Annotated in this window: 14 protein-coding genes and 3 tRNA genes; 13 read left to right on the top strand and 4 right to left on the bottom strand. The window is 65.4% G+C overall.

What is annotated here, in order from left to right; genetic code table 11:
- Positions 1 to 104 precede the first annotated feature (104 nt).
- The 6 genes from tig (at position 105) to AC0IXR_RS07095 (ending at position 6981) form a co-directional block, all read left to right on the top strand.
- Positions 105 to 1541 (top strand): trigger factor, encoded by a 1437-nt coding sequence (tig, locus tag AC0IXR_RS07120; protein ID WP_056430576.1) that lies wholly within the window; start codon positions 105 to 107, stop codon positions 1539 to 1541.
- Positions 1542 to 1672: 131 nt separating this feature from the next.
- Positions 1673 to 2299: an ATP-dependent Clp protease proteolytic subunit gene (locus AC0IXR_RS07115; RefSeq protein WP_026176059.1), complete on the top strand. Its 627-nt coding sequence runs from the start codon at positions 1673 to 1675 to the stop codon at positions 2297 to 2299.
- 223 nt (positions 2300 to 2522) lie between these two features.
- Complete coding sequence (gene clpX / locus AC0IXR_RS07110; protein ID WP_019904739.1) at positions 2523 to 3794, top strand: ATP-dependent Clp protease ATP-binding subunit ClpX; 1272 nt, start codon at positions 2523 to 2525, stop codon at positions 3792 to 3794.
- Between the two features lie 254 nt (positions 3795 to 4048).
- Complete coding sequence (lon, locus tag AC0IXR_RS07105; RefSeq protein ID WP_056430302.1) at positions 4049 to 6478, top strand: endopeptidase La; 2430 nt, start codon at positions 4049 to 4051, stop codon at positions 6476 to 6478.
- Between the two features lie 133 nt (positions 6479 to 6611).
- Positions 6612 to 6687, top strand: a tRNA-Val gene (locus AC0IXR_RS07100).
- Between the two features lie 39 nt (positions 6688 to 6726).
- Positions 6727 to 6981 (top strand): hypothetical protein, encoded by a 255-nt coding sequence (locus tag AC0IXR_RS07095; protein ID WP_207410612.1) that lies wholly within the window; start codon positions 6727 to 6729, stop codon positions 6979 to 6981.
- 25 nt (positions 6982 to 7006) lie between these two features.
- Here AC0IXR_RS07095 and AC0IXR_RS07090 read toward each other — a convergent pair whose 3' ends face one another.
- The 4 genes from AC0IXR_RS07090 to AC0IXR_RS07075 form a co-directional block, all read right to left on the bottom strand.
- Complete coding sequence (locus tag AC0IXR_RS07090) at positions 7007 to 7522, bottom strand: CAP domain-containing protein (RefSeq protein ID WP_471760180.1); 516 nt, start codon at positions 7520 to 7522, stop codon at positions 7007 to 7009.
- Between the two features lie 178 nt (positions 7523 to 7700).
- Positions 7701 to 7916: a hypothetical protein gene (locus AC0IXR_RS07085; protein ID WP_056430291.1), complete on the bottom strand. Its 216-nt coding sequence runs from the start codon at positions 7914 to 7916 to the stop codon at positions 7701 to 7703.
- Positions 7917 to 8043: 127 nt separating this feature from the next.
- Positions 8044 to 8120: transfer RNA gene (locus AC0IXR_RS07080), tRNA-Asp, on the bottom strand.
- A gap of 57 nt (positions 8121 to 8177) precedes the next feature.
- Positions 8178 to 8254: transfer RNA gene (locus tag AC0IXR_RS07075), tRNA-Asp, on the bottom strand.
- A 318-nt stretch (positions 8255 to 8572) separates the two neighbouring features.
- On the opposite strand from AC0IXR_RS07075, the gene rpmI reads away from it, so the two are divergent.
- The 7 genes from rpmI to AC0IXR_RS07040 all read left to right on the top strand — a co-directional run bounded on the left by rpmI (position 8573) and on the right by AC0IXR_RS07040 (position 14611).
- The gene (rpmI, locus tag AC0IXR_RS07070; RefSeq protein WP_018044555.1) at positions 8573 to 8776 is read left to right on the top strand and encodes a 50S ribosomal protein L35; all 204 of its coding nucleotides are present in this window, start codon (positions 8573 to 8575) and stop codon (positions 8774 to 8776) included.
- Positions 8777 to 8822: 46 nt separating this feature from the next.
- Positions 8823 to 9197, top strand: coding sequence for a 50S ribosomal protein L20 (gene rplT / locus AC0IXR_RS07065; protein ID WP_018044556.1), 375 nt, complete (start codon positions 8823 to 8825; stop codon positions 9195 to 9197).
- Between the two features lie 199 nt (positions 9198 to 9396).
- Positions 9397 to 10479 (top strand): phenylalanine--tRNA ligase subunit alpha, encoded by a 1083-nt coding sequence (pheS, locus tag AC0IXR_RS07060; protein WP_056430288.1) that lies wholly within the window; start codon positions 9397 to 9399, stop codon positions 10477 to 10479.
- A 22-nt stretch (positions 10480 to 10501) separates the two neighbouring features.
- Positions 10502 to 10810 carry a hypothetical protein gene (locus tag AC0IXR_RS07055; RefSeq protein WP_056146206.1) on the top strand — a complete coding sequence of 103 codons (309 nt, stop codon included), beginning with the start codon at positions 10502 to 10504 and terminating at the stop codon, positions 10808 to 10810.
- Positions 10810 to 11295 (top strand): hypothetical protein, encoded by a 486-nt coding sequence (locus AC0IXR_RS07050; protein WP_056430285.1) that lies wholly within the window; start codon positions 10810 to 10812, stop codon positions 11293 to 11295. The genes AC0IXR_RS07055 and AC0IXR_RS07050 overlap by 1 nt, the downstream gene beginning before the upstream one ends.
- 17 nt (positions 11296 to 11312) lie before the next feature.
- A complete protein-coding gene (gene pheT, locus AC0IXR_RS07045; RefSeq protein ID WP_471760178.1) occupies positions 11313 to 13736 on the top strand; it encodes a phenylalanine--tRNA ligase subunit beta in 2424 nt (807 codons plus the stop codon).
- Positions 13737 to 13774: 38 nt separating this feature from the next.
- Entirely contained in the window at positions 13775 to 14611 is an 837-nt protein-coding gene (locus AC0IXR_RS07040; RefSeq protein ID WP_471760177.1) for a DUF1186 domain-containing protein, read from the top strand.
- Positions 14612 to 14722: the final 111 nt, after the last annotated feature.

Here is a 14722-nt window from a genome sequence, read left to right as displayed (position 1 = left end):
GTCGGGCGTGCTTCGTCAAACGCCGCCTGTGGTGTCCCGCCCTCGACGGCGGCGCCATTCGAGATTTTTTGACCGATCACACGGACGACAGCGGGAAGACGACGATGCAGGTGACCGAGACACTCTCCCAGGGTCTGAAGCGCGAGTTCCAGGTGCTTCTGGCCGCCAAGGAGCTCGAAGAGCGCCTGACGACCGAGCTGTCCACCCTCAAGGACAAGGCCCAGATCAAGGGCTTCCGCCCCGGCAAGGTGCCGGTGGCCCATCTGCGCAAGCTCTACGGCCGCTCGGTGATGGCCGACGTGCTGCAGAACGCGGTCAACGAGGCCAACCAGAAGATCGTCACCGACAACAACCTCAAGCTCGCCCTCGAGCCGAAGATCGAATTCCCCGGTGAGGCTTCCATCGTCGACCGGGCGCTCGAGGCCAAGGACGACCTGTCCTTCAACGTCGCCCTCGAAGTCCTGCCGAGCTTCGAGCTCGTCGACCTGTCCGACGTCACCCTGACGAAGCAGGTCGCCAAGCCGAGCGACGAAGAGGTCGACGAGGCAATCAACCGCATGGCCTCCTCGAACCGCGCCTTCACCCCGAAGGACGAGGGCGCCGAGGCCGCCACGGGCGACCGCGTCACGATCGATTTCGTCGGCAAGATCGACGGCGTCGAGTTCGACGGCGGCAAGGGCGAAGGCGTGGATCTGGAGCTCGGCTCGGGCTCGTTCATCCCCGGCTTCGAAGACCAGCTGGTCGGCGCCAAGGTCGGCCAGTCGCTGGTGGTGAAGTCGACCTTCCCCGAGGCCTACGGTGCAGAGCATCTCGCCGGCAAGGATGCCGAGTTCGACGTGACCGTCACGGCGATCCAGGCTCCGGGCGAGACCAAGATCGACGACGAGCTCGCCAAGGGCTTCGGCATGGAATCGCTGGAGAAGCTGAAGGAAGCCGTCGCCGGCGCCCTCGGTGGTGATTTCGAGGCCCAGTCGCGCCGCAAGCTCAAGAAGGAGCTCCTCGACGCCCTCGACGGCAAGTACGCTTTCGACCTGCCCCCGAGCCTCGTCCACCAGGAATTCGCTGCCGTGTGGGCCCAGGTCGAGCAGGACCTGAAGACCCGCGGCAAGACCTTCGAGGACGAGGGAACCACCGAGGAAAAGGCCACGGCCGAGTACCGCAAGATTGCCGAGCGGCGCGTCCGTCTCGGCTTGGTGCTTGCGCAGGTGGGCGAGACCGCCGATATCAAGGTCAGTGACGACGAGGTGAACCAGGCCCTGATCGCCCGTGTCCGGCAGTATCCCGGGCAGGAGCAGCAGGTCTGGGACTTCTACCGGAAGAACGCACAGGCCCTGGCCGAGCTTCGCGCACCCCTGTTCGAGGAGAAGGTCGTCGACCATGTCCTCGCCCAGGTGAAGCTGGTCGAAGAGCCCGTTTCGAAGGATGCTTTGTTCGCGGATGAGGACGCCGATGCGGCCAGCGCCGGATCGACGGAGTCGGAGACGGACAAATCCCAGGCTCCTTCGGGCGACGATCTCCCGGCCGTCGCAAAGGCCGATTGAGCTCGAGGCTCCGAAAAGGGCGGCGGGCTTGGATGTAAAGGCGGCGTTCACCGCCGCCGTAGTTCGCTGACACGTCCGGCTCGCGCGCCATTCGCGCGGCCGGACCCCTTGAAGCCTGGGGCACGAGAATGATGAGAGATCCGGTCGACTATTATAACAGCGCACTCGTTCCCATGGTGGTCGAGCAGTCGAGCCGCGGCGAGCGTGCGTTCGACATCTATTCCCGCCTGCTGCGTGAGCGGATCATATTCCTCACCGGCCCGGTCGAAGATTACGGCGCTTCGCTGATCGTCGCGCAGCTGCTGTTCCTCGAAGCCGAAAACCCGAAGAAGGAAATTTCCTTCTACATCAACTCGCCCGGTGGCGTGGTGACGTCGGGCCTGTCGATCTACGACACGATGCAGTTCATCCGCTGCCCGGTGACGACCCTCTGCGTCGGCCAGGCCGCCTCGATGGGATCGCTGCTGCTCACCGCCGGTGAGCCCGGCCACCGCTTCGCCCTGCCGAACGCCCGAATCATGGTCCACCAGCCGTCCGGCGGGTTCCAGGGCCAGGCCACGGACATCCTGATCCATGCCCGCGAGATCGAAGCGCTGAAGAAGCGCCTCAACGAGATCTACGTGAAGCATACCGGCCGCGACTACGACACCATCGTCCAGGCGCTCGAGCGCGACAATTTCATGACCGCCGACGCGGCCAAGGAATTCGGCCTGATCGACGAAGTGATCCAGAAGCGTCCCGAGCCGGCCGCAGCCTGATCTCGACCGCGCCGTGGCCGCATGGCGGCCCCGGCGCGTCCTTTAGAGGCGGGCCGCCAATGCGGCTTTGCCTTGATCCCGTCGCGGCAGCATGCTTGCATCGCGAGTCTGACCTACCGGCAGAAAGCGCGCAGGTGACTGTTTCTTTAGGCGGGCGCCCTTAGATCTTAGAAGATGCGCGTGCGCCCCGGGGCTGGCGTCGCACCCGCGAACGGAGACCGATATGAGCAAGACTGGCGGCAACGACTCGAAGAGCACGCTGTACTGCTCGTTTTGCGGCAAGAGCCAGCACGAGGTCCGCAAGCTGATCGCGGGCCCGACGGTGTTCATCTGCGACGAGTGTGTCGAACTGTGCATGGACATCATCCGTGAGGAATCGAAGTCCTCGCTGGTGAAATCGCGCGACGGCGTGCCCACGCCGAAGGAGATCCGCCGCGTCCTGGACGATTACGTCATCGGCCAGGATTTCGCGAAGAAGGTTCTCTCCGTCGCGGTCCACAACCATTACAAGCGCCTCGCCCACGCCTCGAAGCACAACGACGTCGAGCTGGCGAAGTCCAACATCATGCTGATCGGGCCGACCGGTTCGGGCAAGACTCTGCTCGCGCAGACCCTCGCCCGCATCCTCGACGTGCCCTTCACCATGGCCGACGCGACGACGCTGACCGAAGCCGGCTATGTCGGCGAGGATGTCGAGAACATCATCCTGAAGCTGCTCCAGGCGTCGGATTACAATGTCGAGCGGGCGCAGCGCGGCATCGTCTACATCGACGAGATCGACAAGATCTCGCGGAAGTCCGACAACCCGTCGATCACCCGCGACGTGTCGGGTGAAGGCGTGCAGCAGGCCCTCCTGAAGATCATGGAAGGCACCGTCGCCTCCGTGCCCCCGCAGGGCGGTCGCAAGCACCCGCAGCAGGAATTCCTGCAGGTCGACACCACCAACATCCTCTTCATCTGCGGCGGCGCGTTCGCCGGGCTGGAGCGGATCATCTCGGCGCGCGGCAAGGGCACCTCGATCGGCTTCGGCGCGACCGTGCAGGCCCCGGACGACCGCCGCACCGGCGAAATCTTCCGCAATGTCGAGCCCGAGGACCTGCTGAAGTTCGGCCTGATCCCCGAGTTCGTCGGCCGTCTGCCCGTGCTGGCGACGCTGGAGGACCTCGATGAGGTCGCCCTCAAGCGCATCCTGCAGGAGCCGAAGAACGCCCTGGTGAAGCAGTACCAGCGCCTGTTCGAGATGGAGAATGTCGACCTGACGTTCCAGGAAGAGGCGCTCTCCATGGTGGCCCGCAAGGCCATCGAGCGGAAGACCGGCGCCCGCGGCCTGCGCTCGATCCTGGAGACGATCCTGCTCGAGACGATGTACGACCTGCCCGGCCTGGATTCGGTGGAGCAGGTGGTGATCGGTCCCGAGGTGGTCGAGGGCAAGTCGCGCCCGCTCTACATCCATGGCGACCGCAACAAGGACGTTCCCGCGAGCGTCAGCGCCTGAGGGCGCAAAGCGGCGGCAGAGACTTAGCCGCCGAAACGGTCCGGGGAGAATTCTTGAAAAAGCTCTCCCCGGCTTCCATCTGAAGTGTCAGACGGCGATGGCCGCACGCTCACCTTCTGAGGTGCGGTGTCCCGCCTCCAGCCTCACAGTTCAGCGATGCTTCCGACCCCGCGATGCGGACTGGTCGGTCCGTGGCAGGATGCTTGCTCATTTCGAGGAGCTAGAGCCCGGAATCCATCAAGAGGAAGTCCGACATGACCCAATCGAAATCTCGCCAGCCGGTCGTCCCGGGTTCGACGGGCTCCTACGCCGTTCTGCCCCTGCGTGACATCGTCGTCTTCCCGCACATGATCGTGCCGCTCTTCGTCGGCCGCGAGAAGTCGATCCGCGCCCTCGAAGAGGCCGTCCGCACCGACCGCCACATCCTGCTGGCCACCCAGATCAATGCCAGCGACGACGATCCGTCGACCGATGCGATCTACAAGATCGGCACGCTCGCCAGCGTCCTTCAGCTCCTGAAGCTGCCCGACGGTACCGTGAAGGTGCTCGTCGAAGGCGCGGGCCGCGCCAAGATCACGAACTTCAACAAGTCGGATTCCTTCTACGAAGCCGATGTCGAGACGCTGACGGATGAGCTCGGCGATCCCGTCGAGGCAGAGGCCCTCGCCCGCTCGGTCATCTCCGAGTTCGAGAACTACGTGAAGCTCAACAAGAAGATCTCGCCCGAGGTGGTCTCTGCGGTTACCCAGATCGACGAGCCGTCGAAGCTCGCCGATACTGTCGGCTCGCATCTCGCGGTCAAGATCGCCGACAAGCAGGCGATCCTCGAAATCCCCACGGTGGCGGAGCGCCTCGAGCGCGTCCTGTCGCTGATGGAGAGCGAGATCTCCGTGCTGCAGGTGGAAAAGCGCATCCGGACCCGCGTGAAGCGGCAGATGGAGAAGACCCAGCGCGAGTACTACCTCAACGAGCAGATGAAGGCGATCCAGAAGGAACTGGGCGATTCCGAGGACGGCAAGGACGAGCTCGCCGAAATCGAAGAGAAGATCGAGAAGACCAAGTTCTCGAAGGAAGCCCGCGAGAAGGCGATGGCCGAGCTGAAGAAGCTTCGCCAGATGTCGCCGATGTCGGCCGAGGCCACGGTCGTGCGCAACTACCTCGATTGGATGCTCGGCATCCCGTGGTCGAAGCGGTCGCGGATCAAGAAGGATCTGCTGGGCGCCCAGGTCATGCTCGACCAGGACCATTTCGGTCTGGAAAAGGTCAAGGAGCGCATCGTCGAGTATCTCGCCGTGCAGCAGCGCGCGAACAAGCTCACCGGTCCGATCCTGTGCCTCGTCGGTCCTCCCGGCGTCGGCAAGACCTCGCTCGGCAAGTCCATCGCCAAGGCGACCGGTCGCGAATTCGTCCGGATGTCGCTGGGTGGTGTGCGTGACGAGGCCGAGATCCGCGGTCACCGCCGGACCTATATCGGCTCGATGCCCGGCAAGATCGTGCAGTCGATGCGCAAGGCCAAGACCTCGAACCCGCTCATCCTGCTCGATGAGATCGACAAGATGGGCCAGGACTTCCGCGGCGATCCGTCCGCGGCTCTCCTCGAGGTGCTCGACCCGGAGCAGAACGGCACGTTCAACGATCACTACCTGGAGGTCGATTACGATCTCTCGGACGTGATGTTCGTGACGACGGCGAATACGCTCAACATCCCTGCGCCCCTGATGGACCGCATGGAGGTGATCCGCATCGCCGGCTACACCGAGGAAGAGAAGCTTCAGATCGCCCGCAAGCACCTCATCCCGGGGGCGGTGAAGAAGCACGGCCTCACGGCCAAGGAATGGGAGATCGACGATTCCGGCGTCCTCATGCTCATCCGCCGTTACACGCGGGAAGCGGGCGTGCGTAACCTGGAGCGCGAGATCTCGAACCTGATCCGCAAGGCGGTGAAGGAGATCCTCATCACCAAGGTGAAGGCCGTTGCCGTCACCGAGGAGAACCTGCCGGTCTTCCTCGGCGCGCCGAAGTTCCGCTACGGCGAGATTGACGAGGAGGATCAGGTCGGCGTGGTGACGGGTCTCGCCTGGACCGAGGTCGGCGGCGAGTTGCTGACGATCGAAGGCGTCATGATGCCCGGCAAGGGCAAGATGACGGTCACCGGCAACCTGCGTGACGTGATGAAGGAGTCGATCTCGGCGGCGGCGAGCTATGTCCGCTCCCGGGCCCTCGACTTCGGCATCGAGCCGCCGCTGTTCGAGCGTCGCGACATCCACGTCCACGTTCCGGAAGGGGCGACCCCGAAGGACGGTCCGTCGGCCGGTATCGGCATGGCCACCGCCATCATCTCGACCCTCACCGGCATCCCGGTGAGGAAGGATGTGGCGATGACCGGAGAGGTCACCCTGCGTGGCCGCATCCTGCCCATCGGCGGTCTGAAGGAGAAGCTGCTCGCTGCCCTGCGCGGCGGCATCAAGACGGTCCTCATCCCCGAGGAGAACGCCAAGGACATCGCCGAGGTGCCCGACAGCGTGAAGAACGGGATGGAGATCATCCCGGTCTCCCGGATGGACCAGGTGCTTCAGCACGCCCTCGTGAGGGTGCCGGAGCGCATCGAGTGGGAAGAGCCGCTCCCGGTCGCCCGCCGCCCGGTGGTCGGCGAGGACGAGCCGACCACGGTGATCGCCCACTGAGCGTCATCCGCAGGTGGAAAAATGGAAAGGCCCCGGGGTTTCCCCGGGGCCTTTTCGTATGGTCCTCCACCGGCCTCGTGCCGAGGAGGGTTGCCATCCCGACGATGCTTGGATTAACGATGCGGCGCGCACCGGGCGGTTAGCTCAGTTGGTAGAGCGTCTCCTTTACACGGAGAGGGTCGGCGGTTCGAGCCCGTCACCGCCCACCATCCCGCTGCCCCTCCCCTTCCCGGCGACAGAGACGAGCGATGACCGCGCGCGGCTTCCCCACCCCCTGGCTCGTCGTCGAGAAAGTCGAGAGTTTCTGCGTCGAGGATGCGGACGGAGCGGCCGTCGCCTGGACCTACTTCTCCGACGAGCCGGAGAAGCGAGAGGCAACCGGCCTCATGACCCGCGAGGAGGCGTTGCGGATCGCCAGGGCCATCGCGATGATCCCCGAGATGCGCACGATCATTCGCAGCATCCAGGACGGGTTGACCGAGTCGGATCAACTTACGGATTGAGCCGCGCGGCGAGGACGTATGCGCCTCAGTTTCCGGCGAGGACCAAGGCCCAGAAGCGCTTGTAGCGCGTACCCGGCGCATCGACACGGGCGATGCCGATTCGCTTCAGCTGAGGCATCAGCATGTTCTTGTTGTGCTCGGATGAGGCTTTCCAGCGTGCCAGCACCTCGTCGAACGTATTCGAACCGGCGCTGAGGTTCTCGGCGGCGAAGGAGCGGCCGAATCCCGCCCGCGCCATGCGCGAATCGAACGTGCCACCGATCTCGTGGCTGAGCTTGCCGGCCCGGGCATTGGATTCCGCCTGGTAGGAGGCCGCCCGGATCAGGCTCGAATCCAGCACCACCGGGCCGAGCCCGTGCGACGCCCTGTAGCGGGAGATCGCGGCGGCGGCGGCACCCTCGTCGAGAATCACCGGGCTCGTGAGGTTGTCGGCATCGGGCAGGATCGTCGGTCCGCCGCAGCCGCCCATCGCCAGCAGGCTTCCCAAGAGGACGATGCCGCCCAGCCGCGACAGGGGGGGTGAAAGGGGGAAAGCCATCATCGCTCGGTGCCGGTTCGCTGCGCTGCCATGTCGTCGGCTTCGCCATCCCGGTGCGATGGGGCGAAATCGCGGCGGCGGCGCGAACGGGATCGCGGCACGGGCCGGTGTGTCCGATCCGCCACGCCATTGCACTCTGGCGAAGAAACTTGATCGATGCGCGAGAAGGTGCCGATTCGCGTCAGATCCGCGTACCGAGATCGCGGGGCGGCGACCCGCAGCGCCACGCGGTGATGCGGTAATCGGGATGGGTGTCGACCCATCGCGCCAGCTGCGGCTGTGCTACGCGGATGCATCCTCGCGCATCGACGACGTCGAGCGGAAGACGCTTCGATTCGCAGGTATCCGGTGCATTCGCCATGCAGGCGGTGAAGTACAGGAAGAAGAAGCCCGCCATGGTTCGGACAGCCCGTTTCGCGAGTCACGCTCGGGAAAAGGCTAGTGCACGAATGCCCCATGTCGAGGTCATCACGCAAAGCAACCCGTTTGGAGGCTGCGTCATCGGATGCGTGAATTCTTGAGAATGGCGCGGGCGACGGGACTCGAACCCGCGACCTCCGGCGTGACAGGCCGGCACTCTAACCAACTGAGCTACGCCCGCGTATCTGGGTAGCCGGGCATTCGGATCGTCCCGCATGATGCAGGCCGATGATGGACGTGGCGCGGGCGACGGGACTCGAACCCGCGACCTCCGGCGTGACAGGCCGGCACTCTAACCAACTGAGCTACGCCCGCACGGCGTCCCGCCCCGTTTCCGGCGGTGTCGGGGGTCTAGTTTCCGCACCCCGGCCTGTCAAGCAACCGGACGCAGCATTTCCAAGGAAAATCCGACGGCGGTCGCTTTGCCGAGCGCTCGGGGGCGAGAGGCGACGACCCGGCGAGCGCAGCCGCCATTGAAACCACGTCTCTTTTCTGTCATACGCCCCCTCGCGTTGAACCGCCCGGCCGATAGGGCTGCCGTGGCGGTTCGTGCTGCTCCATCAGAAGCATCAACCGAGCGCACGCCTTCGACCTGTCCCAGGGTCGGAGGGCATGCGCGTTCAGGAGAGCCAAATGCCCAAGCTGAAAACCAAGTCGGGCGCGAAAAAGCGCTTCAAGATCACCGGCACCGGCAAGGTCATGTATGCCCAGGCCGGCAAGCGCCACGGAATGATCAAGCGGACGACGAAGCAGATCCGCAACCTGCGCGGCACCACCACCCTGTTCGAGGGCGATGCTGCCAACGTGAAGAAGTATTTCCTGCCCAACAGCCGGTAATCCTTCGCCGCAGCCGATACTGTTTTCGTAATCCAGGAGAGAACCCATGGCCCGCGTCAAGCGCGGCGTGACCAGTCACGCAAAGCACAAGAAAGTCCTCAAGGCCGCCCGTGGCTATTACGGCCGGCGCAAGAATACGATCCGGATCGCCAAGCAGGCGGTCGAGAAGGGCATGCAGTATGCCTACCGTGATCGTAAGAACAAGAAGCGCACGTTCCGCGCTCTCTGGATCCAGCGCCTCAACGCCGCTGTCCGCGAGCACGGCCTGACCTATTCGCGCTTCATCAACGGTCTCGCGAAGTCCGGCATCGAGGTGGACCGCAAGGCTCTGTCCGAGCTCGCCATTCACGAGCCGGCCAGCTTCGCGGTCGTCGTGGAGAAGGCCAAGGCCGCTCTTCCGGACCTCGCCAAAGCTGCCTGATTCGTGAAGGCTGCCTGAGGCGCGTTCACACGCCCTCTCATTCGTCGATGCGAAAGGCGCGGGCCGAGAGGTGCCGCGCCTTCGTCTTTTGCAAAGGATCGTCGGCAGGCGCGCTTGCATTGGCGGCGCTTACCCGCAAAACCGCTCGCGGGGGCCGCACACGATCCGAAGGCCAGATGCCAACCGGTGGTTTGAACCGATGACCGATCTCGAAACCCTCGAAGGTGATCTGCTCGGACAGGTCGGGAGCGCATCCGACGAGGCCTCCCTCGACGCCGTGCGCGTCGCTGCGCTCGGCAAGAAGGGCTCGATCTCCGACCTGCTGAAGACCCTCGGCAGCATGACGCCGGAGGAGCGCAAGGAGCGCGGTCCGCTCATCAACGGCCTGCGCGACAGGGTGCAGGGCGCCATCGCCACGCGGCGCGAGGCGCTCACAGAGGCCGCCCTCGAAGCCCGCCTCGCGGCGGAGCGGATCGACGTCACCCTGCCGGTGCGTGAGGCGCCGGAAGCGCGTGGGCGCATCCATCCGATCAGCCAGGTCATGGACGAGATCACCGCGATCTTCGCCGATATGGGCTTCTCGGTGGCCGAAGGCCCGGACATCGAGACCGACGACTACAACTTCACCGCTCTCAACTTCCCGCCCGGCCATCCGGCGCGCGAGATGCACGACACCTTCTTCCTGGCGCCCGACCGCAACGGCCAGCGCAAGGTGCTGCGCACCCATACGTCGCCGGTCCAGATCCGCACCATGCGGTCCCAGGAGCCGCCGATCCGCGTGATCTGCCCCGGCCGTACCTACCGGCACGATTCCGACCAGACCCATACGCCGATGTTCCATCAGGTGGAGGGGCTGGTGATCGACAAGAGCGCCACCATCGCCAACCTGAAATGGGTGCTGGAGGAGTTCTGCCGCACCTTCTTCGAGGTCGATGCGGTGAAGATGCGCTTCCGGCCGTCCTTCTTCCCCTTCACCGAGCCGTCGGCCGAGGTCGATATCCAGTGTTCGCGCAAAGGCGGCGAGATCCGCTTCGGTGAGGGCACCGACTGGCTCGAAATCCTCGGCTGCGGCATGGTCCATCCGAACGTGCTCAGGAATTGCGGCTACGACCCGGACTTCGTCCAAGGCTTCGCCTTCGGCATGGGCATCGACCGGATCGCCATGCTGAAATACGGCACGCCCGATCTGCGCCCGTTCTTCGAGGCGGATGTGCGCTGGCTGGAGCATTACGGCTTCCGCCCGCTGGACATCCCGAGCCTGGTGGCCGGGCTGACGAGTTAGGATGCCGAGGGAGGGATCGTGCATGACCGAGCAGGAGATCCGACAGGTCGCCAACGAGGTGCTGCGGGAAACGCTCGGACCACACGGGTTCGAGAGCGCCGATGTTCGTCCGGCTCCCGACTTCGACGGTGAGCCCTCGCTTCATGTGACGGCGCATTTCAGGCCGAAGGCAGGGGTGACCAGCGGAGACGCTTCGACCAGGGCTCTGTCGGCTCTACGGAAACGGCTGCTCGATAAGGGGGAGGAGCGATTTCCGTACATCCGCTACGATTATCCGGATGACGAAGTGCTCGGCGACGACCCATCGGAACCAATGCCGGACCGGCACTGATGCCGAGGCTCGGAAATCCACTCGTCTACGATCTCCTGGAAACATCCCGCACGCTCGCGGACACGCGCGGCCGGGTGAACCTGCGCAAAGCGGCGATGCGCCGGGCGGTCAGCGGGGCCTACTATTCTGTCTTTCACGCTCTCTGCTTCATTTGCGCGAGTGAATTGATCGGGTGGACCCAGGAGAACGACATCGTCGAACCGATCTACCGCCTGCTCGATCATGGAACGGCAAAGAAGCGTCTCAACAGCCGGGATGCGAACCTGATCGGACCGACCGTTACCGATATCGGCAATAACTTCCTGAGTTTGCAGGAAGCTCGAAACGCCGCCGACTATTCGCCGCCTACTCTGAAGGTTCGTCATGACGAGACGTTGCGCTACATCGAGCTTGCGGAACAGACCGTGACGTTGATCGAATCTCTCACGACGCTCGACCGCAAGAAGCTTGCGGTTCTCCTGATCGCCAGAACCCGGCCCCTCTGAGCCGAAGAGACGAACTCATGAAATTCACCCTCTCCTGGCTCAAGGAGCACCTCGACACCGACTCGTCTCTGGAGAACATCTCCGAGACGCTGACGCGGATCGGTCTCGAAGTCGAAGGCATCGAGGACAAGGCGGCGGCGCTCGCGCCTTTTGTCGTCGCCCATGTGCTCACGGCCGAACAGCACCCCAATGCCGACCGTTTGCGTGTCTGCACCGTGGATGCCGGCGACGGGCAACCCGTCCAGGTCGTCTGCGGAGCGCCGAATGCGCGCGCCGGGATGAAGACGGTGTTCGCGCCCCCCGGCACCTACGTGCCCGGTCTCGACAAGACCTTGGCGGTCGGCAATATCCGGGGCGTCGAGAGCCTCGGCATGCTGTGCTCGGGCGCCGAACTCGGCCTCGGCGAGGAGTCCAGCGGCATCCTCGATCTGCCGGCGGACGCCCCGACCGGCCAGGCCTACGCGCTCTATGCCGGGCTCGACGATCCGGTCATCGAGATCAACCTCACCCCGAACCGCCCGGATTGTACCTCGATCCACGGCATCGCCCGCGATCTCTCGGCTGCCGGCATCGGCGTCTTGAAGCGCGAGCCGATGCCGCCTGTGCGTGGCGAGGGCGAGTGCCCCGTGCCGGTCGCCCTCGATTTCGAGCCCGCGGACAAGGGATTGTGCCCCTATTTCGCCCTGCGCCTCGTGCGCGGCGTGAAGAACGGACCCTCCCCGGACTGGATGCAGGCCCGCCTGCGCGCCATCGGCCTTCGCCCGATCAACGCTCTCGTCGACATCACCAACTACCTCACCTTCGATCGCGGACGCCCGCTCCACGTCTTCGACGCGGCCAAGGTGAAGGGCGCTCTGACGGTCCGACGCGCCCGCGACGGCGAGAGCCTGAAGGCGCTCGACGGCAAGACCTATGCGCTCGATGACGGCATCGTCGTCATCGCCGACGAGAACGGCCCCGAATCCATCGGCGGCATTATCGGCGGCGAGGCCTCCGGCTGCGACGACGCCACCGTGGACGTGATCATCGAATCCGCCCTGTGGGACCCGGTGAACATCGCCCAGAGCGGCCGGCGCCTCGGCATCATCACCGATGCCCGCTACCGCTTCGAGCGCGGCGTCGACCCCGTTTTCGCCCTGCCGGGGCTCGACCTCGCCGCCCGCATGGTCGTCGAGATCTGCGGCGGCACGGCGAGCGAGGCGGTGATCGCCGGTGACTTGCCCGAGACCGAGCGTGTCATCGATTTCCCCTGGACCGAGACCCGCCGACTCGCCGGGATCGAGCTGTCCCGCGCCGAGATGAAGGTGACGTTGGAGACCCTCGGGTTCCACGTGGCCGGCTCGGGCGACCGGGTGAAGGTTCTCACCCCGTCCTGGCGCCCGGATGTGGAAGGCAAGGCCGATCTCGTGGAGGAGATCATCCGCATCGCCGGCCTCGACCGGATTGAGCCGAAGCCGCTGACCCGTGGCGATGCCGCCATCGCCAAGGCGACGCTGACGCCCCTGCAGAAGCGCACGCGTCTCGCCAAGCGGGCGCTGGCCACGCGCGGCCTCGTGGAGGCGGTGACGTGGTCGTTCATCCCGCATGACGACGCCGTCCTGTTCGGCGGCGGCAAGGCGGATCTGGCGCTGGCCAACCCCATCGCCGCCGATCTCTCGGACATGCGCCCGAGCCTCGTTCCGGGCCTGCTCCGGGCGGCCCAGCGCAACGCCGACCGCGGCTATGGCGACGTAGCCCTGTTCGAGGTCGGGCAGTGCTTCGAGACCGACCAGCCCGAAGGCCAGTCGATCCGCGCCACGGCCATTCGCCGGGGAACGGCACGCCACGATGGCGCCGGCCGCCATTGGGCGGGGGCCGCCGCCACCGTCGATGCATTCGAGGCCAAGGCCGACGCCCTGGCGCTCCTCACCGCCCTCGGCGTGCCGACCGGCGGTCTCCAGCTCGTGGCGGGTGGCCCCGCCTGGCTTCATCCCGGACGCTCCGGCACGATGCAGTTCGGGCCGAAGAACCCAATCGGCTATTTCGGCGAGATCCATCCCCGTGTGATGAAGGCTCTGGACCTGAAGGGCACGCTCGTGGCCTTCGAGATCACGCTGGATACGATCCCCCTGCCGAAATACCGCCCCACCAAGGTGAAGCCTGCGCTTGCCCTCTCCGACTTCCAGGCGATCTCGCGCGACTTCGCCTTCGTCGTCGGGCGCGACGTTGCGGCGGGCGACGTGGTGAAGGCGGCGCAAGCTGCCGAGCGCAAGCTCATCGCCGGGATCGACGTCTTCGACATCTACGAGGGGACGGGCATTCCCGACGGCTCGAAATCCGTCGCCATCGCGGTTCGGCTCCAACCGGTGGAGCGGACCCTCACCGACGCGGAGATCGAGGCCGTGACGGCCAAGATCGTCGCCGAGGTCGCCCGCAAGACCGGCGCGACTTTGAGAGGCTGAGGCCGGCTCTCGGAACCTCAGACAAGGAAGCCGATCACATGGCGAACCAGGAACTGATCGACGTCTTGTCGGCCGCCAAGCATCTGCCGAAGGAGGCGATGCTTCAGGCCCTGGCGAGCCCGGCCGACATCGCCGAACCGGTCCTCGCCGTTCTCGCTTTGGCGGCAGACGGCAAGGAGCTCGACGAAGCGCAGGGCAACCTGCTGTTCTGGGGAGTACACATCCTGGCGGCGGTCGGCGAGACGCGGGCCTTCGCTCCGCTTCTGACCATCCTGCGGCGCGAGGATTCCGACGGGCTCGACGCCCTCCTCGGCGACGCGCTGACCACCACCATGGCGAAGGTGCTCACCAGCTTGTTCGACGGGGACGTCGCGCCGATGCATGCGCTGCTGCTTGATTCGACGGTGGATGGCTTTGCCCGCAACGAGGTCTTCGCCGCCCTTGCCTACCTGACCCAGACCAGACGGATCGACCGGACCCAGACCCACGATCTCCTCGTCCGCTTCGACGACAAGCGCGCCGCCGTCGAGGGCGACGTCGCCTGGGTCGGCTGGGAGGAGACCATCGCGCTCCTCGGCTACGCCGACCTGGCCCTGCGGAGCACGGCCGCCAGGGCCAACGGCCGCCTGAGCGACGAGTTCAGCGATGCAGGGTGGTTTCATACCACCCTTCGCCGGGCGACCGCGAAGCCCAACGACATGCAGCGGTTCGACGGACAGCACTACGGCACGTTCGACGACCCGATCGGGGCCTTGGCCTGGACCGCCGAGGGGGCGGGCCTTCCAATCCGCAATCCGGTGAAGATCGGCCGCAACGATCCCTGCCCGTGCGGAAGCGGGAAGAAGTACAAGAAGTGCTGCCTCAACGCGGCCTGACGAAGGGCGAGGATCGGCCCTGACCGTAAAGGTCCGGCGTGTTCGGTCGCGAGGACGCGACAGCCTTCATCTGCGGCGTTACGATGAACTCACCGCGTTCATCTTCGCCGG

It is taken from the genome of Methylobacterium sp. AC832 (assembly GCF_979256025.1).
The sequence above is the reverse complement of the archived record's forward strand: the minus strand, read 5'-3'. Positions and strand labels throughout refer to the sequence as shown.